Origin of the sequence: Streptococcus panodentis, assembly GCF_017884005.1 — a bacterium.
GTDB lineage: Bacteria > Bacillota > Bacilli > Lactobacillales > Streptococcaceae > Streptococcus > Streptococcus panodentis.
The window spans coordinates 1-19,580 of record NZ_QFAY01000014.1 but is presented as its reverse complement, the minus strand read 5'-3'; the positions used below and the strand labels follow the sequence as shown (position 1 = coordinate 19,580).

The window sequence follows — 19,580 nt, the reverse complement described above, 5'->3', positions numbered from 1 at the left end:
CGCTTCAGCGCCGATGAACCACTGCTGAGCGGTTTCTGATTCATTGATGTATCAACTCTTACAAGCCGCTGCTTTGACATCAAGCTTTGCTTGACTTTATTCACTTATCCTAATTTTTTATCTTTTAGATTTTCCTGACTGGCTGGGTGCGGTTCTTGGCCAAACTGGGCAGCCAGACGCTGGCTCCAGCTTTCTTTCGCCCGTTCTCCGGCATAGTCTGCCTGCACCCGGTCATAGGTTTCAATAACTGCTGCATTCTGTTCCCGGTATTCTTCCTCAAAGACAACTGCTTCATAGGGCAGGCGCGGCTTGACCGCATGCTGCTGAGCCGGTTTCCCCAAGGCGATGCCAAAAACCGGATAGGTGTAGTCTGGCAGTCTGAAAAGCTGAGCGATTTCCTTGGAAGCATAGCGGACCAAGCCAATTATCACCCCGCCGTAGCCCAGACTTTCAGCAGCCAGCAGAGTATTCTGCCCGGCCAGCGCCGCATCAACTGAGCTGATCAGCAGATTTTCCGTTCCCTGCGGGTAAAAAGCGTCCGTATGGAGCTCCACTCCCTTATGAGCCCGATTGAGGTCGCCGACAAAGAGCAGAAAGACCGAAGCCTGCCGAATGGCTTCCTGAGGCACTAGCTGAAAGAGGGCCTCCTTTTTCTCCTGACTGCGGACGACAATGACCGAGTAGGACTGGAAGTTTTTCCAGCTGGAAGCAGCCCGGCCGGCATCAATCATGCTTCGCACATCCGCTTCCGGAATGGGCTCATCCTTAAAACGGCGGACGGAAGTATGACGCTTCATTAAATCAATGGTTTCACTCATCGGCGGTTTTCTCCTTCCAGACGGACTTCCTGGGCCAAGAACTTGATGCGCTCCATGACCCGCTTGGCCTGCCAGGTCTCGTCGCCATTCTTAGAATTAGCAAAATGCCGCTCCAAATCAGCAAAACTGAAATTGGAGGTAAAGAAAGTCGGCAGATTTTCCTGCATGCGGTGCTGCAGGATGACCTGCAGAATTTCATCGCGCATCCAAGGGCTGGACTGCTCGGCGCCAATGTCATCCAAAATCAGCACCTGCGCTGTCTTGACGCCGTCAATCTTTTCCTTGACCAGACCGGAGCTGATGGCATTCTTCACATCCAGAACAAAGCTTGGATAATGCAGCAGAGTCGTAGAAACACTGCGCTTTTCCGATAAATCATGGGCCAGAGCTGCCATCATGTAGCTCTTGCCAACTCCGAAATCCCCGTAGAGATAGAGAGCTTTTTGATAATCGGGATAGTCAGCCACAAAGTTGGTCAGAAGCTCAAAAGCCTGATAGCGGCCGACATCATCCAAGTCAATCTTAGCCAGACTGGCTTCCTTGAGACTGGCCGGCAGATTGATGAGATTAAGACGGCTGCGAACAGCCTCCTGCCGCTCCTGCTCAATCAGCTCCGGCGTTTCCTCATAAGAAACATCAGCATATCCTTCATTCCGAACCAAGACCGGCTTGTAGCCCTTGGCAATGTAACTGTCATCCCCCAGCAGAAAACGGTTGCGCTCCGTGATATACTGATTAAACTTGGAAATGCTGCGCTGAATCTCAGCCTGCGACAGGCCTTCCTGCTGGATAAAAGCTGCTACATCAGGGTCTGCCATGATCTGCTTGACCAATTCCTGATAGTCAAACTGCCGCACTTTATTCATATGAGGCAGGGTCTGTCCGATTTTTTCCATTTAGTCGCTTCCTCCTTCAAGTTTGGCTAAGAGCCGGCGTTTTTGCTCTTCCAGTTCAGCCTGCTTTTCAGCGCTGGTTTCATTCTTATAATCCGGCTGACTCCAGTCAGGTACGTTGCTGGTCTGTCCTTTGGAAAAGGCCGGTTTTTTGCTGCCCTGCTGATGGCGCTCACGGATTTTGAGAACGGCTTCCTCAGCCGATTTGACACCCTGATAGGCAAAGTCATTGGCGGCTTTAAGGGCGTATTTTTCATTGACATTGGCCGAATCAACCTTATTAAAGGTCAGCAGCAGAATGACATTGATCACCTCATCAAGGAGACCCAGCTCTGCCAAATCCTGCAAGAGCTTTCGCTCAGTCCGCGTGATGGCTGCCTGACGCGTTTGCTTAATCTCTGCCAGAAACATCATCGGCGCCTTGCTCTTTGCCTCCCGGATAATGGAACGCTCCTGCTGGCTAAATTCGCTGTCAACAGGCCGCTGGGCCAGCTTCTGCTTCATGCGCTTGGTAGAAATGACCTGAGAAACTGCTGTTTCCTTAGCTAAGAGATAGGTCTCATACCAGGTCCATTTTTTCTGCTCTGCTATGGCAAAAAGCTCCAGCACGTCTTCCTTTTCATCCGCAAAGCGCAGATTTTCCTGCGCCATGCGCTGCTTGAAGTGCCCTAAGTCAAAATCGTTGACCTGGCGGGGACGTTCCTGCTGCTGATTTTCCAGACCAAATACCTGCATAAAAGGCTTGATCCGTTTTTGACCGCTGGCGTTCTCAGGTCTCAGCGCTTCCGCGGCCGCCTCGCCAATTTTCTTCTCCAGCAGCTTGCTGTAGACATTATGCTGGAAAAATTCATCGGCAGACAGGGGCGGATAAAGCTGCATCACATAGGCACCTTCTTCCTCATAAATAGTGAGCAGCCGCATAGCACTCAGGCGGTCCAGACTGCTTTCCAGAATGTCCATCCCAAAATCCAGATGATTGAGAATATGGCTGAACAGATGCTCTTTCTGGCCATTATCCCAGAAAGCCAAGAGATAAAGATAGAGAGCAGCCGCCTCCCTCCCTAAGATCGGAAGATAGAGCCGGGAAAAATTGCCCGTATCCTGACTGACCAGATGATTGCGCAAGAAAGAAAAATGATGATTTGGTTTCATTTATTTTTCCTTTTTTTTCTTGGAACCCTTGGTGATCTGCTTGAGCAGACTTTCCAGCTCACCTACATCCTTGAAACTCCGGTAGACGCTGGCAAAGCGGACATAGGTGATCTCATCCAGCTCGGCCAGCTCATCCATGACCAAGGAACCGATATATTCGCTGTTGATTTCATTGTCACTCTGACTGCGGACCTTTTGCTCAATCCGATTGACAATGGTCTCAATTTCATCGCTTGATACAGGCCTTTTCTGAGCAGAACGGATAATCCCGTTAAAAATTTTATCCCGAGAAAACTGTTCGCGTGTGCCGTCTTTTTTGACAACAACCAAGGTCCGCTCCTCTACACGCTCATAGGTTGTAAAACGGTGCTGGCACTCCTCGCACTCACGGCGGCGGCGGATGGTGTTCCCATCCTCAGCCTGCCGGCTGTCCACTACACTTGACTTACTCCCACCACATTTCGGACAACGCATGACATCCCTCCTAGAATCTTAATACTTCATTATAACACGTTTTCAAGAATAACAAAAGACAGCAGTTTGAGGTCTAAAAAGGGAGGAATCTGATGTTATCAAAGAAAAACATTGCAGCTTGCTCTTGTATCCTGCTGGCTTGCGTTACCCTTTCTGCCTGCTCTTCGAATACAGAAGATACCAAAGCCGTTTCCAACTCCTCCTCTTCTGCAAAAATTAGCTCAGCAAGTAGTCGGTCATCGGCACAAAAAGAAAAAAATAAAGCTGAAAAAGAGCGCCAACAAAAAGAGGCTGCAGAAAAAGCGGAACAGGAACGAATAGCACAAAGGCAACGGGAAGAAGCTCAAAAAGCCGCCGAAGCGAAAAAACAACAAGAAGAAGCTCAGAAAGCTGCCGAAGCGAAAAAACAACAAGAAGAAGCTCAGAAAGCTGCCGAAGCACAAAGGCAACAGGAAGAAGCTCAGAAAGCTGCCGAAGCACAAAGGCAACAGGAAGAAGCTCAAAAAGCTGCCGAAGCACAAAGGCAACAAGAAGAAGCCGCTGCTGCACAAGCAGCCCAAGCCAATGTCTACTACAAAAATTGTTCTGAAGCAAGAGCAGCCGGAGCTGCACCAGTCTATCAAGGCCAGCCTGGATACGGCCGCCACTTGGATCGAGACGGTGACGGTATCGGATGTGAACGATAAGCCAGAGACCAAGCAAAAACTTTTTATCGTCATTTAGTTTATCTTTTATTCCGTCGTTAACTCGCCTTGCTTTAACAGTCCGGGGGAGTGAGGCTGAGACAGACTCCCATGATGGCTGCGCCTGTCCCACCGCCATTGCCAAAAGCAAAGGAAAAGACTGTAAATAGAAAAACGCATAAAAACAGGCTGTTCGAAAGCGCTGATTTTATGCGTTTTTTAATAAAATCTTTCGTCATATTTGGCTGGAAATAAAAACTTTATCCTGCCTGTTCTTTTGCCGGTGAGAACTCAGCCATCACAAGGGTGCGTCCCACCATCTTTTCTCTAAATTTTCACCTCTGCTTCTAAACCAAAGTGGTCGCTGACAACTGGACCATTTTGACCGTCAAAAACAACAGCTGAGCGTTCTGCCTTCATCCTCCGACTGGTGAAAATATAATCAATCTTCAGGGCAGACTGATTCTGATCCCAGCCAGCGATACCGCCTTCCACCGTCGCCTCTCCGACAGCCTCTGCAGCAGCCGTATGGCTGTCCTGCAGGTTCAGCGGGCTGGCCAACATGGTCTGATAACCTTCCTGATCGGCTGGATTATTGAAGTCTCCCATCAAAAGCAAAGGTGTCTCCGCTTTCAATAGCGCTGCTTGCAGCTTGGACCACTCGCTCTGAAACCCCTTGTCCCACCAAGACAGATGGCAGGATGCTGCCGTCAGCAGCTGACCTTCCACCTCTGTCTCCGCCAGCAGAACCTTGCGCGTCCGATAATCTGCAGGATTGTTGACTTCTGATACCAAAATTTCTCTAGGAGCCAGCGGCTTTCTGGATAAGATTGCCACCCCTTCATGATAAATGTCAAAGCCTATGTGATTATAGGCCCAGGACCAGTAGTAATCCAGTCCCTGTGCGGATAATTTCTCCGTCAGGCAGAGAGCGTAGTTATCCTGATGAAGGGCAATACTGCCCGACACTGCCTGATAAAGCGGAGCCTGAACAGCCTGTTCAGACTCCGTTAATTGATTGACTTCCTGCAGGCAAATGACATCATATTGTTCTTGAAGAATCCGCTCAGCTAGCCAATTGAGCTTTTTGTCTTGTTCTTCTTCCATCCAGCTATGAGTATTTAAAGTCAGGAATTTTGCCATGGTCTCTCTTTTCTATCTTACAGTTCAACTTTGGCGACAACTGTCTTGGCAGCAGCTCGGCCGAGTCTTTCAATCTTTACAGACTTGATGGCTGCTGCATTGGTGAAGACGACAAGAGCTGAAGTTTCACGTCCCGCTTCCTTGATTGCTTCCAAGTCAGCCGTCACAAGAAGCTCACCAGCAGCAACGGTTTGGCCTTCTGCCACATGGACTTCAAAAGGTTTGCCTTCAAGGCTGACTGTATCCAAGCCGATGTGCACCAAAACTTCCAAGCCATTCTCCGTCAAGAGGCCAAGAGCATGCTTGGTAGGAAAGACATTGGTCACTGTGCCGGCAACTGGTGAGTAAATCTGACCGTTTTCAGGCTCGACAGCAAAGCCGTCTCCCATCATTTTTTGTGAGAAGACTGGATCTTTGACATCTTCCAGCTCGATGACCTGGCCGTCAGCGACTGCTTGGATGTTTTCTGTCACACCCTTGTAAGCAACTGCCGCAGCTTTAGATTCAGCCTTTTGATGCGGCAGGGTTTCGGGAATGACTTCTCCTGAGTCCAATAAATCCTGAATATCGGATTTGAGGACATCAGCTTTCGGTCCGTAGATAGCCTGCACCCCTTGGCCTTTCATCACCAGACCCATGGCACCTTCAGCCTTCCACTGCTCCTCGCTGCCGACTTTTTCTGCCTCCTTGACCGTTACCCGCAGACGGGTCATGCAGGCATCCACATCTACGATATTCGCCCGGCCGCCCAAGAGATTGATAATATTGACCGCCTGAGAAGCAGCAGCCACCTTGCCGCCGTCAGCAGCAGATTCTTCTCCGCTTTCAGCAGTTTCATAGTTGCCATTGCGGCCCGGAGTCGCGTAGTTAAACTTCTTAATCATAAAGTTGGCAATGAAGTACATGAGGACTCCAAAAAGAAGCGTCACCCAAATAAAGTTAATAATATCACTGCCCAGACCGGCATTGACAGCCATCGGAGTCCGGGTCAGAAATTCAATCGAACCAAAAGAATGAACGCGCAGATTGACAATGTCAGCCATAGCAAAGGCTGCTCCCTGCACAACTGAATAAACCAAGTAAAGCGGTGTTGCCACAAACATAAACATGTACTCAATCGGCTCAGTGACACCCGTCAGGAAAGTCGCCAGAGCTGTCGCAATCATCATCCCTTTGTACTTGTGCTTCTTGTCTGGATCCACATTGCGGTAAATGGCCACAATAACTCCTATCAAGATCCCAAAAGAACCAATCATTTGCCCCACTTTGAAACGGGCCGGATGAATCGTATCCAGCAGCTGCTGGTATTGGCCGGCATTGGCCCCCTTTAGGTTCACCAGATCGGTGACCCAAGCCAGCCAGAGCGGATCTTGGCCAAATACTTCTGTGCCCTTGGCCGCACCGGTCAGCACCTCATAGGTACCGCCCAAAGCTGTATAGTTCATTGGAATCGTCAGCATATGGTGCAGGCCAAACGGCAGCAAGAGGCGCTCCAGAGTGCCATAGAGGAAGGGCGCCAGAATCGGCGCTGTATCCTGAGAGTTGGCAATCCAGACACCGAAAGCATTAATCCCGCTTTGGATCAGCGGCCAAATAAAGGAAAGGAGAATCGCAACGACGGCCGAGCGGAAAATGACCACAAAAGGTACAAAACGTTTGCCATTAAAGAAAGACAGAGCATCCGGCAGCCTGCGGAAGTTATAGTATTTATTATAGGCAGTTGCGCCGACAAAACCGGCGATGATTCCGACAAAGACCCCCATATTGAGAGCCGGAGATTCAAGGACGCTGATAAAATAATCTGAAACCTTGATGGTCCCGCCCAGAAGAGTCTGAACAGTCGCTTCCTTATCTGCCAGCAAGTCCGAGGTCACGCCGAACATAATCCCAGTGATACGGTTAATCAGGATAAAAGACAGGCCGGCTGCAAAGGCCCCGCCGGCACGCTCTTTAGCCCAGCTGCCGCCGATAGCCAGCGCAAAAAGAATATGCAGATTGCCGATAACGCCCCAGCCGATTTGCTCTAGGACACCGCCGGTCGTGACCAAAAATCCCAGATTGGGATTTATCATAGGAATCGACTTCCCAATACTGATCATCAGCCCTGCCGCAGGCATAACCGCAATGACCACCATTAAAGCTTTTCCGAATTTTTGCCAAAATTCAAAAGTGAAAATGCCTTTGAATGATTCTTTCATCATCCAGACCTCCTTTTATGTTTGCAAACAGTTTTTATGAAATCGTTTGCATTGATTCTAACCTTATTATACCATTAATTTTAGTTTTGTAAAGGCTTTTATAAAAATATTTACCACTTTTGGGCTTTGCTATAGAAAAATCTCCCTTCTTTTAGCAGAGTTTTTATTTTTGGACAAGAAAACGATTGCATGAAACAGCCGTTCAAGGAGAGAATGATTATGCGACCCTCTTTCAATTTTATACTCTTCGAAAATCTCTGCAAATCAAATCAGTGTCGCTTTGCCTTACTTTTAAGACATTTCCTCACGGAAGTTACAGCAGGAGTTAGAGAAACCTTTTTGGGATTTCCCGCGACTGGATGAGCAGCTAACCGCCATCCTGCCTGCTTCTGCCTAGTTGACTGCTGATCTTCTTCGAGCATTATAGTCATGATAGACCATTAAAAAAGTTCTGACTTCCTTAAGAAATCAGAACTTCATGTTTATTCTTGCATAGCATAGCCGACACCGCGAACCGTCTTGATATAGCTGGGCTGGCCGGCTACATCAATTTTACCGCGCAGATAGCGAATATAGACATCCACCACATTGGTTTCTGTGGCACCTTCGTATTTCCAGACCCGCTCCAGAAGCTGTTCCCGGCTCATCACTTTGTTGCTGCCCATGAGAGTGACCAGCAGGTCGTATTCACGCCGCGTCAGGGCAATGACTTCCTCACCGCGGTAAACCGTATGATTTTTAAGATCTACCCGCAGATTACGGTAAGAAGTCGGAATTTTCAGGAGACTGCAGTGCTGATCAATGAAGTCCCGCCCCCGGAAAATAACGGACACGCGCTCCACCAAATCGCTGATGATAAAAGGCTTCACCATATATGATACAGCAAAATGCTGAATCGCCTCCAGCCGCTCTGCTAATTCCTCACGGCTGACCAGCACGATAATCACAGAGGCTGGCTTGAAGACACTCAGCCGCTCCGCAAAGTCAGAGGCTGTCATATCCTGCAGGTCATCATTGAGCAAAAGCAAGTCATAGTCCGTCTCCTTCGTCAGCTTCAGACCTTCCTGACCAGTCTCTGCCACATCTACGATAAAGCTTTCTTTTTGCAGTTCCAGACTGACAAACCGAGCAAGATTCTTTTCATTTTCTACTAGTAAAATTCGCTTCGCCATTGGCTTATCCTATTTTTCGTCGTACCAAGAATAGTGGTAAATACCTTCTTTGTCTTTGCGCTCATAGGTATGGGCACCGAAGTAATCGCGCTGAGCCTGAATCAGGTTAGCCGGCAGATTTTCCGCCCGGTAGCTGTCAAAATAAGCAATCGCACTGGAGAAAGTCGGTACCGGAACACCTGCCTGAACTGCCAAACTGACTACATCACGGACCGCCTGCTGGTATTTAGCAGTGATGTCTATGAAGTATTCATCAAGGAGCAGATTCGCCAAATCCGCATCGCGACTGTATGCATCGGTAATCTTTTGCAGGAAGCGGGCACGGATAATACAGCCGGCACGCCAGATAGAAGCAATCTCACCAAAAGGCAGATTCCACTTGTTTTCTTTAGACGCTACGCGCAGCTGAGCAAAGCCTTGGGCATAGGACATGATTTTGGAGAAATAGAGAGCCTGACGGATTTTTTCAATCAGCTCTGCCCTGTCTCCGCTAAATGTGAAGGCAGCTGGTTTTGGCAGTACCTTGCTGGCCTGTACCCGCTCATCCTTGTAGGTGGAGATATAGCGGGCAAAGACTGACTCCGTAATGAGAGGCAGAGGCACACCCAAATCCAGTGAGGACTGGCTGGTCCATTTCCCTGTTCCCTTATTGCCGGCAGCATCCAAAATATAGTCCACAATCGGGCCGTCCTGCCCTTCATCATCCTTGCGGGTCAAGATGTCAGCAGTGATTTCAATCAGATAGCTGTCCAGCTCACCCTTGTTCCACTCAGTGAAGATAGCAGCCATTTCAGCAGCAGACAGGCCCAGCAGGTTCTGCATGAGGTCATAGCTTTCAGCGATAAGCTGCATATCACCGTACTCAATGCCGTTGTGGACCATTTTGACATAGTGGCCGGCCCCGTCAGGACCGATGTAGGTCACACAAGGCGCTCCGTCTTCTGGAGCCTTGGCAGAGATTTCTTCCAAAACATCTGCAACCAGCTCATAGGCTTCTTTTTGGCCGCCCGGCATGATAGAAGGACCCTCCAGAGCGCCTTTTTCTCCGCCGGAAACACCTGTACCGATGAAGTTGATGCCTGAGTTAGCCAGCTCTTCATTGCGGCGGATGGTGTCCTTGTAGAAAGTATTGCCGCCGTCAATCAGAATATCCCCCTTGTCCAAGTGAGGCAGAAGCGCCTGAATGGTCGCATCAGTACCCGGACCTGCCTGCACCATGAGCATGATACGGCGTGGTTTTTCAATAGAATTTACAAACGATTCCACATCATAGCTGGGTACAAAATTCTTTTCAGGATGGCTCTTTACCACATCTTCCGTCTTATTGGCAGAGCGGTTGTAAATCGCTACTGTATAGCCGCGGGATTCGATATTGAGAGCCAGATTGCGGCCCATAACAGCCATACCGACAACACCAAAGTTTGCTTTTGTCATTTTGTTCTCCTATACTTAGTTTGTTTTATTTTATCATTTTTAAGCCTTAAAAGAAAGTATTAAGTCGGAGACGGATTGGGAGAGTGGGTAAAGAACAGTGCTTTAGCCCGGCCTCCTTTATTTTTATCATCATTTAGTTTATCTTTGATTACGTTGTTAGATTGTCTTGCTGAACGCCTATACCTCCTGCTTCTGACTCCTGCCCGCCTTACTGACGAATTTTATGGAGCATGGATTCATTCGATTCATTTTTTTACATACAAAAGACAAATCGCTCGTGACGACTTGTCTGTGCAGTCTATATTACTTTTTATCCGTTTCAAGATTTTCCGCTTCGATTACAGGCTGTTCCTCTTGCCTGAGTTTATTAACTGTCATATGAACACCTAAAGCTCCTGCCAGCAGCTGACGGATATCAAATCCTGCCCCTTGCGATACCTGATCAATGCTCTGCATAATATCGCCAACCATCTTAGAGGCATTTCCTTCACCCTACATGGTAATTTTATCTACTTTCGTCAAAGGCTCTGCAACAGTTTGAATTCTCAAACTTTTTTATTTTTTGCAAAATCATTCATCAAAGAGGCCTTGCAAGTCAGCAAAAGGGCTGTTTTCTTCTTTTTTGGCGGCCTGAGCTGCGGCAAATTCTTCCTCTGTCATAACCTGCCAATCCTGACCGGACAGAAACCCCTGGCCGGCTTCTTCTGCTGCGGTCAGGATTTTCAAAGGGATATGAAGGAGAATATTATCAGCCACACTTTCAGCCAGATTGATTTCACCCTTTTCAATGGGCAGGACCAGATCTTGATCAATCAGCTCCTGCGAGGCCGTCTTGCCTTCTTCCATGAAGACTTCATTGACCAAGTAAGACTCCTGCAGCTCCACCGGCTCCATACTGCGGCTGGAAGCAAGGGTGATGGTGTAGGACAGGTCGTAGTCCAGAAAATACAGGCCGTCCTCATACTGGGCTTTGCCGCTGGCTACAATCCCCTGAACATCTAAAATTTCAGCATTGCGCCCTTTCAACTCTTCTGTCAAGTCCAGCTTTTTATCAAAAGCCAGCCCGTCTGGATTTTTGCGAATTTCTTGTATGTTCAACATAAGTTCCTCTTTGTTTTTTTCTTTTATTATATCATGTTTGGCCGCTCTTCTGTTATTGAAAATTATTTTGTTATGAGCAAGTGCAAGGAGGGAAGACGATGAAACATCTAGGACAGGTTTTTAGATTTTTTGAGAGGCCAAGCATATTTCTTTATCCGAGGCGACTGGCGGATAATTCTCAATTAGAAAGCGGAGTTTTTGATGGTGGTGGGACAGACTCTGCTGACGTTAACATCTTTACTCTAAAAATCGCTGAATCAATGCAACAAGTACTCTGCTTTCTATTTTATATAAAACTCAAAAGAGCTCTCGCAAGTCACTTTCAGAATCTGACCACTTACCTAGGAGACCTGACCACTTGCGGAAAAGCTCTTGCAATCAGGCTCTATCCTGCTATAATCAAAGCTGTCAAGACCTTGCAGTTATAGATTATATTTGAAAAATTTTTCAAGCAATTCATTGCTAAAGGAGATTTGTATGAAACTTGCCTTACGGAATACATTATTTGCTTTTATCAGCCTCTCCCGAATCTTCAATACCTTGGGAGCTTCTATTTTCAATATTGTTTTTGTTGTATTTGCTTCCAGCATGCCCAACCCCAAGTTTGCCATTGCCCTGGCTAATTTCATCGTTCTGGTTCCGACTTTCTTTACTATTTTTGTCGGTATCAAAGCTGATAAGACCGTCCATAAAGCTCGTTGGCTGATTCATTTTGGCTATGTGCAAGCCCTGCTCTTTATCCTTGTCGCCTTTATGACTCGTTCCAGCTCTTATCTAGCCTTTTCAGTGGTCTGCTTCATGAATATTCTTTCTGATATTATCAGCGACTATCGAAGTGGTCTGCAAATGCCAATTTTGAAAAAGAACATTCCCGAGCAAGATCTAATGGAGGCCTTCTCCTTTACCCAGCTTATCAGTTTTCTTTGTAGTCTAGCTGGTCAGGCTTTAGGAGTTTGGCTCTTAGCAATCAGCCAGCAAAACTTTTTCCTAGTCGCTTTAGTCAATTCTTTAACCTTCCTGCTCTCCTCTACCACCCTCTATCTCGTCCGACGTCGATTGACCCATGATCCGGTAACCATTTCTGAGAATAAACCTCCTCTCAAGGAAGAACTGAAAAAAATGTATACATCGTCCAAACTCATCTTTGAGCAGGAGGGCTCTAATAACTTTCTCAAACTGCTGGCGCAAATCTTGGTCATTAACGCTATGGCAGGTTCTCTGATAGCTCTTTATAATCTCTACTTGCTAGACAACCCCATCTTTCATCTATCTTTTAGCCAGTCGCTCTTGATTCTTCAGACGACGCTTGTCCTAGCCATGATCGCAGCCAGCCTGACTCCCAACGATTACTTCAGCCGTTTAGCACTCCATCAGCTCATCATCTGGGCCGCCCTTATGATGATTCTGCTTGCTGTCAGCAACTTCTTGCACCTTCCTGTTTTCGTCGGCATTGCTTTCGGCTTTTTACTTGCTTATATCTCCGGCAAGATCAACCCAAAAATCAACACTCTCTTGCTGAGCAAGCTGCCTTCCAACGTTCTCGCTCAGACTTCCAGCTTCCTAAGTCTGCTCTTTTCCTTCTCCGTTCCTCTGGGGACTATGATCTTCTCCAGTCTAGCTCTTTGGAATATGAAGGCTAGCTGGCTAATCTTCAGCTTTATCGGCGTGATGGCTCTGATCCTGTCTCTTGAAAGAAAGAACGATATAAAAGAAGCCCGATGAATTCAATCCTATTGCCTTGGAAGGAACAGCAAACTAAAAGATGATAAAAAACGATAACTCATCATTTGGAAGTTATCGTTTTTTGTGTATCAGAAAGCTAAAAGTTCAAATTTCACTTACCTTATACCCAGTTGAAGCGTCTGCCCCGGCCGCTGTGGTCAAAGTAGTACCAAGTACCGTCATCCAGCTGAATCCACTTGTTGCGGACCATGGCGCCGGAGTTTGGATCATAATAGCGATAAGCACCATTGACATATCTCACCTGACCCTTGACCTGCTTGCCGTCAGCATCAAAGTAAAGGTCTTGGCCGTTGATGCGCTTTGCACCGGTGTAAGCAGCGCCGTCCTGACCGAAGTAATACCAAACAGTTGGCGTCACTTCAACAAACTTGCTGACGGCCTGTTCACCAGAATCGGCATCGTAATAGTAATTTTTACCGGATACAGCCACTAACTGCCCTTTAACCTGCTTGCCGTTGGCATCAAAGTAAAGATTTTGCTTGCCAATCCGTCTCGCTCCAGTATACGCCACACCGTCCTGGCCAAAGTAATACCAAGCATTTGGAGTGGGTTCTGCAAAGCGGTTGGTCACCAGCTCGCCTGAATCTGCATCAAAGTAGAAATACTGCCCTTTATCGTTCTTAATCAGCTGACCCTTGACCTGACTGCCGTCTTGGTTGAAGTAAAGAATCTGCTGATTAATCGTCTGCAGGCCTGTTACTGCTTTTCCAGCTTGGTCAAAGTAATACCAAATATTCTTGGCTGCTTCGACAAATTTGCTGACAGCCATTTCGCCTGAATCCGCATCAAAATAACGGATAGACTTATCTGCCAGTGTCACCACTTTCCCCTTGACCTGCTTACCGTCAGTATCAAAGTAAAGGGTTTGCTTGCCAATCGTCTGGAGACCTGTCAGTGCAGTGCCGTCTGAGCCGAAGTAATACCAGTTGTTGCTGTCGCCTTCCTGTGCAAAGCGGTTGAAGACCAGCTCACCAGAGTCCTTGTCAAAGTAGCGGAGCTTGCCGTCCTTGGCCCGCGCCATCTTCCCCTTGACTTGGAAACCATCCTGATCAAAGAATTTCACCTTGCCCTCCAGCGTTACCAAGCCTCTGGCCATAACACCCTTGGCATCAAAGTAACGCCAGTTCCGTCCGTCTGTACTGTAGTAGCGGTTTAAGATTTGAGCACCCGTCTTATCATAATAATACTGATTGCCTTCTTCATCTTCACGAAGAGCATCGCGGAGCTGGATACCGTTTTTGAGGAAGTACAGTTTCTTGCCGCCCAGTTCATAAGCGCCGGTCACTAGGTAGCCTTGCTGATCAAAGTAATACCAGTTGCCCTGCTCGTCTTCGATAAAGGCATCCTTGGCTTGATAGCCGCTGGTTGAGAAGAATTTAATCCCCTTAGTATCGCTCTTAAAGCCAGTCTCAGCCTTTCTGTTGAGGAGCTGCTTCGGAAGGAATGTATAGCCTTTTTCTGTTGACAGGTACTCATTGCTGGCCCAGTCTTTCAGGACATAGTAAGCACCGCGGCCCAGAATATTGGTGCCATTGAAGTACTTAGCAGACCACTGGGTGATTTTCTCATCGGTGGTCATTTTTTGACCGGTGGAGATTTGCTTGCGCTCAAAAATTGACGGATACTTAGCCTTCAGCTCATCCAGGAAGGCGCCTCCGTATTTGCCTTGATAGTCCTTGCCGTCTGTCTTGGTGTTGGCTACATAGAGGCTTTCCTTGATTTCTGCGCCCTCGCGGTAAACACCGTAGTTATTCACCCGGGTTGCTGTCACTACTTCTTTGCCCGGCAGATTGTAAATCTGGTCTGGCACCCAGTCTGCAATAGCCTGAATATTGACACTGTGCAGAGCACGCAGGACATTGAGCAGATCTTCCAGAGAGCCGTATTTATTGTTCTTGCTCAGGGCCATGTCGTAGCGGTCTTCAAATGCATACCCGTTTTGGATAATGGAATCAAGGAAACTTCCGTCCTGACTGGACACATACTGCGGCGGCAGCTCAAAGGAGGTGACTCCCCACTCTTTAAAGAGGTTGACATTTTTAGCAATGACTTTATTTGTGTACTGGTCGTCTCTTTCTGCAAAGTCTTGGAAGTTAGAGAACCCTTCATAAATCAGCTGTGAATCAAGCGCTGTGCTGGAATTGTAAACCTGACCGCCTTTGGACTTGCTGTTGCTTGGAGCTACGCGGACATCTTGGTCTTCTGTCGCACCGACCGGCACCCAAACCGCCAGATAGCCTGACACCTGTACATTGCTGTAACCGGCAATATCATTCATATCAAAGGTCAGGATACCGTTGGCATCGGTCTTCTTCCACAGGGAGCTTGGCACCTCTTCATCTGACAGATAGCGGCTGATGCCGTCTTTAGTCGTCAAGAGCAGCGGACGGTAATATTGGTTCTTGTGGGCTGCTCCCATATTAACCTGCAGCTTGTCCCAAGTATTCAGTTTGAGATTCGGATTATTAGAAGCAATAACCGCCATCCCTTGGGTACGGGTTTCCGCTGTCCCAGCGTCGCTTGCCTCATTGGCACCCGTTCCGTAACGGACAGAGGACAGGATGCCATTGTATTCCCACTTGCTGCTGTCACGAGCTACGCCCATATAGTCCACTTTCATGTCCTGGCCGCCGGCTGCATACTTGATACGGGCACGCATGAGGGCATCCAAAGCATCGTAGTAAGGCGATTTTTCAGCCATGTACTGGCCGTCATCTGTATAAAGGTCGCCGTAGTAGACACGGGTAATGGAGTCCTTATTGGACAGCATCAGGGCGTAAGCTGTCGGAATGTTGAACTGAGTATATTCCTTGTCAGCCTTGCGCATATCAGCATTGTAAATCTTGAAGGCTGCTTTCAGCTCATCCATGGTGAAGGTCAGACCATCTGTATTGGGATTGATATTTTTCTTGATAATATCGGCAATAACAGTCTGTACTTCGCTGTCATGAGCCCGTACAAAGACATAGTTGGCCATCCGCTCAGTATTTTTATTGGCCTTGGAGCGGTCATTGAGACTGTTGCTGATGGTTGGCTCTACACCGCTGCGGACACTCAGAGGACGCAGGAAAGAGTAGAGAAGAGACAGGCGCAGCTTGTTGTCGATCGGCAGCTGAGCACCCTTATTGTCTTTGTTATAGTCTGGATCATTGTCAGACCAAGCTTCCAGAATGGACAGATGCGCAATCGCCTTGGCTTCGCTGTCATTGACCCCATAGTAAGCCTTGAAGTAGTCAGAAGCAATCTGCAGGAGGTCGGCATTGACATTGTCCACTGCATCCACCCGCACTCCGTCAAAGTTAGCAGTCGGATCATTGGCTACGATACTGCCGAAGTTCATCATAAAGTGGAGCCAGTTGAGCTGTTCTGCCTGAACAGCTGGATTGGAATTGTCAATATCATTGGCCAGCAGAAATTCGTATCCGCCGTTTGACTGATCGATAAAGTATTTTGGTGTCCCGGTTTGGCTGGTCGGTGTGCGGTTCAGCAGACGGTAGTCTGAATTAGCATAAGAAGTTCTCTTATTATTGGTATAGAGCAGAGCGCCGCCTTGCAGATGATCTTTGTTGTCCCCAAATGTTTCGGACTCAGTAGAGATATTCCAGTTTGGCTGGGTCTTGACAAAGGCTCCCATCAGGGTTCTCAGCCAGGTCGTGCTGCCTTCCTGACCGATTTTTTCCTCGATCTTTCTTTGGACATTCTGAGCAGCCAGAGTCAGGGCAGACTGCTCTGCCTTGCTTTCAAAAGCGGCGTTGCCTCCCAGCCCCTGCTGATTCATGTAGTTGAGGTAGTTGATCTGAGTCTGCTTGTCAGGCCACCAAGCCATCAAGAGCGGACGGAAATCCTTTTCTGTTGATGCAGTCCAGGTCGTGCCGTTTTTGAGAATTTCTTTTGGCCGGTACCAGCTGTCGGCCGTCAGGTAGTTGTCTACCGTTTCAATGTCCTTGGATGTAGTGCCGTAGAAGGCATTTTTTCTGGTAAATTCATTATTAAGACTGGTCGTTCCCTGCTTGAACTGATATTCAGCAGAGTCCAGCAGAGCACCGGTTTCCGCATCAAAATACAGGATTTTGCCATCCAATTCAAGGACAAAGTTCTTCTTAACCGTGCCGTCATCCTGAACATAATACTGTTTGCCGTCAATCGTCTTGATATGAGCCAGCGCATCCTCTTCATGCCCTGTTTTATCTTCTGCTGCGGCCCGATTTTGAGCAGCGGCTAATCTTTCAGCCGCTGTCTTTTGACCGGCCACAGCTTCTGGGCTGCGGTCCTTATTCAGAAGGGCTTTTTGGGCAGCAGCATTGTCAGAAACAGCTGACTCCGCTGGCTTTTCAGCAGCCTGCCGGACTTCCTTCGCTTGAGCAGGCGCTGCTGTCTTGGCAGCTTCACTGGTTGCTGCCGGGCTGGCTGGCTGTGCTTGGTCAGCAGATACTGCAGCCGTCTTTTCTGCTGATGCAGGAGCTGGCTGATCCGCTTTTGGGGCTGCCTCTTTAACAGCAGCCTGTTCTGCATCCGTAGCTGTCACCGGGCTGGTGAGTGCTGCAGCTTCATAAGTTCCCTTAGTTGCATTTGCAGCAGCCGCAGTTTCTGCCGGCAGCTGATCAGACAGACTGCCCTGATTGGCTGAAGCAGCTTCTGTTTGGTCCGTTTGCTTTTCTGAGCTTTCTTTATCAAGCGCTGCCTGATTCAGATCGTCTGCATGAACAGTCTCTGCCTCAAGGCTGAGAACTTTAGGGGCAACGAGAAGCGACAAGGCAGTCACACTGATGGCTACCCAGTTCTTCTTGACCTTATGCATTTTATAATGAACTTTTTTCTCCATCATAAAACCTCCTTCTGAAATAATTAAGTATAAAGTTTTACCTTTATTTTAATCTTTTTCCGAAGGAGGTTGCTTCTATTTGCAAATCTGCAACTGCGGCAGGACAATCCGCTCCATCTGCTCTTTCATCCTCTGAGCGGCACCATAGGCGCTTAAAAATTCTAAAGTCCCCAGACACTGCTCCATCTCCGTCAGGGCATAGGAACCGCCGACTCTGTATGAATAGAGAGCCTTGTAAAATTTTATGAGAATTCTCTCATACAGCTCTGTTTCAGGGATTTTTAAATTATCCATATAATTGAGGAATTTCATAGCCACCTGCAGGTGATTTTCTTCGATGCAGACACTGATGACATTGAGCAGCATGGCGATAATCCGCCTGCGGTTTTCCGGCAGATTATTATAGAACTGGGTACGGTTGATCATCTCACTGGCAAAGGTTTCCAGCGTGCTGGATGTCAGCAGGTCCACGCTGTTGGTAAAGAGCCAGAGCTCATAACGGCCCCATTCATCCACTGAGAAGAGATAGTCCGTCAGGTAGTCCACATCTTTTTTACTGACCTGAAAGTGCTGGTCGCAGTGAGAGAGAGTCCCCATGGCAATGATGGTATTGAGCCGGTAGTTCTTTTTCTTGGGAAATTCTTTCTCCAAAGCCTGGCATTCAGCCAAAATGCTCTCCAGTTTCACCAGATTGTTTTCCCGATAAGCTTCTGACAGCCGGTTGGAAAAGACCAAATCATCTGCTTCTGTATAGTTATGGTAGACATACTGAAACTCATCCAGCGAAACAGCCATATTCTTTAAGCAATTATAGAACGCATCCACCGTAATCCCGCTCATACCGCGCTCATAGCGTGACAGCTGAGCTACTGAAATATCGCCTGCTGCCACCTCCTTAAGAGACATATTTTTTGATTCTCTGATAATTTTGAAAATTTTCCCTGAAGTTTTTAGCATCAGCACACCTCACTTGCAAATATGTAACAAGTTTTTTTACTACTTTTAATATACTAGTAAACTATTACGATTATATTAAAAAAATATTACGAATGTTTTCACGATGATACAATTAGATTAATTTGAATTCTAAAGTAACACAATATAGTGATTTTTTTACTTTATTAAAAATTAATATAGAAAAAAGCTGGAAAGACAGGCCTTCCAGCGATATAAATATGCATCTTTTCAGAAATAAAATTTGTTTTTTCATAAATGAGAAATGATACTAAAAAAGCTTGGAAGAATCAAGCTTTTTCACCCGCAGAAAAGGAACGGCAGGCCAGATTTTCTGTCTCCTTTCTATTTTGCAGAGGATAAAGCAAAACCAAAAATACTTTTATACTAGACTTGTTCAGAAACCCTTCCTTGAGTCTGTCCGCCTTCAGCAGTTCGGCCCGCTCACACAATCCAGCGGACTGTGGAGCTTGTATCGTCATTTCGTTTCTCTTTGATGACTTTGTCAGCTCACCTTGCTCCAACAGTCCAGAAGGACTGTTGGAGGCTGGAGATAAAGAGGATGAGACAGACTCCCATGATGGCTGCGTCCTCACCCGCAGAGGGAGGCATCTTTTGGAAGATATTGTATAAAAAGTCTTTCAGTCTTGCTTTGTTTTGGTAAAAAACTTTTGACGCGGTAGCTGATTGCTCAAAAGCTCCAGTGGAGCTTTTGAGGTTATAGATAGAGCTTCCGAGAGGAAGCAACAAAAGCATTGCTTTGAGGTTACGGATGAAACATCCGTTAGGATGTGTCAAGATTGTTCGTCTTTTAGACTCCAAAAAGCTCCTACCATTGAGGAAAACTTTGTTTTCCCCATCCCCAACCTCTCACAGTCCCCCGAACTGTTTTGACACAAACTGCGTTTGTTTTATTCCCAACCTCTCACAGTCCCCCGGACTGTTTTGACACAAACTGCGTTTGTTTTATTCCCAACCTCTCACAGTCCCCCG

Annotated in this window: 14 protein-coding genes and 1 pseudogene; 3 read left to right on the top strand and 12 right to left on the bottom strand. The window is 47.4% G+C overall.

Annotated elements, in window-relative coordinates; translation table 11 throughout:
* Positions 1-104: 104 nt before the first annotated feature.
* The 4 genes from DHL47_RS07445 to nrdR are packed head-to-tail and all read right to left on the bottom strand — an operon-like array spanning position 105 to position 3,337.
* On the bottom strand, positions 105-818 hold the full coding sequence (locus tag DHL47_RS07445; RefSeq protein WP_209551431.1) for an NADPH-dependent oxidoreductase: 714 nt from the start codon (positions 816-818) through the stop codon (positions 105-107).
* Positions 815-1,714 carry a primosomal protein DnaI gene (gene dnaI / locus DHL47_RS07440; protein WP_128835522.1) on the bottom strand — a complete coding sequence of 300 codons (900 nt, stop codon included), beginning with the start codon at positions 1,712-1,714 and terminating at the stop codon, positions 815-817. The genes DHL47_RS07445 and dnaI overlap by 4 nt, the downstream gene beginning before the upstream one ends.
* Complete coding sequence (locus tag DHL47_RS07435) at positions 1,715-2,863, bottom strand: replication initiation and membrane attachment family protein (protein WP_209551430.1); 1,149 nt, start codon at positions 2,861-2,863, stop codon at positions 1,715-1,717.
* Complete coding sequence (nrdR, locus tag DHL47_RS07430; protein WP_128835518.1) at positions 2,864-3,337, bottom strand: transcriptional regulator NrdR; 474 nt, start codon at positions 3,335-3,337, stop codon at positions 2,864-2,866.
* Positions 3,338-3,429: 92 nt separating this feature from the next.
* On the opposite strand from nrdR, the gene DHL47_RS07425 reads away from it, so the two are divergent.
* On the top strand, positions 3,430-4,023 hold the full coding sequence (locus DHL47_RS07425) for an excalibur calcium-binding domain-containing protein (protein ID WP_245335581.1): 594 nt from the start codon (positions 3,430-3,432) through the stop codon (positions 4,021-4,023).
* A gap of 324 nt (positions 4,024-4,347) precedes the next feature.
* Here DHL47_RS07425 and DHL47_RS07420 read toward each other — a convergent pair whose 3' ends face one another.
* From DHL47_RS07420 to DHL47_RS07395, 6 genes and pseudogenes are all read right to left on the bottom strand, one after another.
* The gene (locus DHL47_RS07420; protein ID WP_209551429.1) at positions 4,348-5,163 is read right to left on the bottom strand and encodes an endonuclease/exonuclease/phosphatase family protein; all 816 of its coding nucleotides are present in this window, start codon (positions 5,161-5,163) and stop codon (positions 4,348-4,350) included.
* A gap of 17 nt (positions 5,164-5,180) precedes the next feature.
* Positions 5,181-7,364, bottom strand: a complete 2,184-nt coding sequence (locus DHL47_RS07415) for a PTS transporter subunit IIBC (protein ID WP_209551428.1) — start codon at positions 7,362-7,364, stop codon at positions 5,181-5,183.
* 479 nt (positions 7,365-7,843) lie between these two features.
* Positions 7,844-8,533, bottom strand: coding sequence for a response regulator transcription factor (locus DHL47_RS07410; RefSeq protein WP_128835514.1), 690 nt, complete (start codon positions 8,531-8,533; stop codon positions 7,844-7,846).
* Positions 8,534-8,542: 9 nt separating this feature from the next.
* The gene (gene gndA / locus DHL47_RS07405; RefSeq protein WP_128835512.1) at positions 8,543-9,967 is read right to left on the bottom strand and encodes an NADP-dependent phosphogluconate dehydrogenase; all 1,425 of its coding nucleotides are present in this window, start codon (positions 9,965-9,967) and stop codon (positions 8,543-8,545) included.
* A 303-nt stretch (positions 9,968-10,270) separates the two neighbouring features.
* Positions 10,271-10,507, bottom strand: a pseudogene (locus tag DHL47_RS07400) (flotillin family protein); the annotation flags it as partial.
* A 30-nt stretch (positions 10,508-10,537) separates the two neighbouring features.
* Positions 10,538-11,068 carry a DUF177 domain-containing protein gene (locus DHL47_RS07395; RefSeq protein ID WP_209551427.1) on the bottom strand — a complete coding sequence of 177 codons (531 nt, stop codon included), beginning with the start codon at positions 11,066-11,068 and terminating at the stop codon, positions 10,538-10,540.
* Between the two features lie 98 nt (positions 11,069-11,166).
* Here DHL47_RS07395 and DHL47_RS07390 point away from each other — a divergent pair, with 98 nt between their 5' ends.
* A complete protein-coding gene (locus DHL47_RS07390) occupies positions 11,167-11,496 on the top strand; it encodes a hypothetical protein (RefSeq protein ID WP_209551426.1) in 330 nt (109 codons plus the stop codon).
* Between the two features lie 49 nt (positions 11,497-11,545).
* Positions 11,546-12,790 (top strand): MFS transporter, encoded by a 1,245-nt coding sequence (locus DHL47_RS07385; RefSeq protein ID WP_209551425.1) that lies wholly within the window; start codon positions 11,546-11,548, stop codon positions 12,788-12,790.
* 121 nt (positions 12,791-12,911) lie between these two features.
* Here the strand turns inward: DHL47_RS07385 and DHL47_RS07380 are convergent, their stop codons facing one another.
* Both DHL47_RS07380 and DHL47_RS07375 read right to left on the bottom strand, forming a co-directional pair.
* Complete coding sequence (locus tag DHL47_RS07380; RefSeq protein ID WP_209551424.1) at positions 12,912-17,636, bottom strand: glycoside hydrolase family 70 protein; 4,725 nt, start codon at positions 17,634-17,636, stop codon at positions 12,912-12,914.
* A 72-nt stretch (positions 17,637-17,708) separates the two neighbouring features.
* Entirely contained in the window at positions 17,709-18,590 is an 882-nt protein-coding gene (locus DHL47_RS07375; RefSeq protein ID WP_128835508.1) for an Rgg/GadR/MutR family transcriptional regulator, read from the bottom strand.
* Positions 18,591-19,580 lie beyond the last annotated feature (990 nt).